The organism is Anthropogastromicrobium aceti (assembly GCF_020687335.1).
GTDB lineage: Bacteria > Bacillota > Clostridia > Lachnospirales > Lachnospiraceae > Anthropogastromicrobium > Anthropogastromicrobium aceti.
In genome coordinates, this window is sequence record NZ_JAJEQN010000097.1 from 1 (window position 1) to 1455 (window position 1455).

General features: G+C 43.2%; 1 protein-coding gene. It reads left to right on the top strand.

Annotation, left to right across the window (positions count from 1 at the left end):
• Positions 1–256: 256 nt before the first annotated feature.
• On the top strand, positions 257–1455 hold a 1199-nt coding region (locus tag LKD48_RS16400), incomplete at its 3' end, for an RNA-guided endonuclease TnpB family protein (protein WP_308732654.1).

Sequence of the window (1455 nt, forward strand, 5' to 3'; positions counted from 1 at the left end):
CGGTAATGTGTGACGAAAATCATATGATAGGTAAGACAGTAAACACAATGCTGTCCCCTGTTGTACCCGTCTTTCTTGACCTTATCCTTTTGGTCTTTGTTGACACCATTCTTATTTGTTCTCATAATAGTACCTCTCTCGTTTTGAAATAAAACAATTCAAAAAGTTCATATATTGCTTGATTTTACTTATATTCTATCGTATAATATAAGTGTAGTCAACTACATTCTCACGTTTTTAAAAAGGAGGGTCTTATATGCATACCATATCAATCTTTGTGGATCAGAACAGGATGCCGGAGCTGGCATCTTATTTCGAGTGCCAGACTCACCTTGCAAAAAACCTGCGAAATTCAGCAAACTTTATTCTTCGCAACCTGCGTACCGGATTGAAAAAAGATCCGGTTGACCGCACTTCCAATGAGAACGAGGTCTTAGAGACTGTACGTATTGGTATTGAGATGGCAAACGAAAAGCTTCAGAAAGATGTTGACCGACTCACGAAGCAGCTGCAGAGTCTGCCTGCAAGCGACCCGGCCCGCACAAAGATCCAAAAGCGAATAGAAAACAAACAGAAAAACCATCCGATCATGCCAACGTCCGATCACTGGATGCTCACCTACGAAACCTTGGATGCGGTGATGAAGAATACAAAGAATCCTGACTACTATGCGATGCCGTCACAGGCAAACCAGCATGTACTCCGAAAGGTTCTTAAAGACTGGAAATCACACTTTGAGTTGCTGGCATCGTACCGTCAAAACCCGGGAAAGTTTAAGGCACAGCCAAAACAGCCTGGATATATCAAGACACCTTACACGACTGTCACCTTTACCAATCAGGTTGCAAAACGGTCTGATATCAAAGGAAAAATGCACATCACATTTCCACGTTGCTCAGTTCCGATCTGTGTTGGAAAGCCGGAAGGCTCTTATGTCAGAACAGAAGTCAAGCCCAGCTACGGCGGATATATGGTATATGTGACATTTCAGGATGAGGTCAAAACACCTGACATTCCTGAGAATCCCACAAGGATTCTTGGACTGGATCCGGGACTGGACAACTTTCTGACCGCGCTGACAAACTTCTCGTCAACTCCGTTTATCATTGACGGACACTGGTTAAAATCCATCAATCAGAACTTTAACCGCAGACGCGCAGTTTTGATGTCAGAACTGACAAAAGGGTTGGATTCTACAAAATCCGTGAAAAACTCTGCCAGACTGAACCGCATTTCAAAGAAAAGAGCCTGCCGGATCGACAACTTTTTCTATAAGGCAGCTCACTATATCGTGGATTTCTGCCTGAAAAACAAAGTAGAGGTCATCGTCTGCGGACACAATAAAGACCAAAAGCAGGAAATCAACCTTGGTGCCAACAACAATCAGCACTTTGTCAGTATTCCATACACAAGATTTTTCTGGATACTGACCTGTGTTGCAGCAAAGGCGGGTAT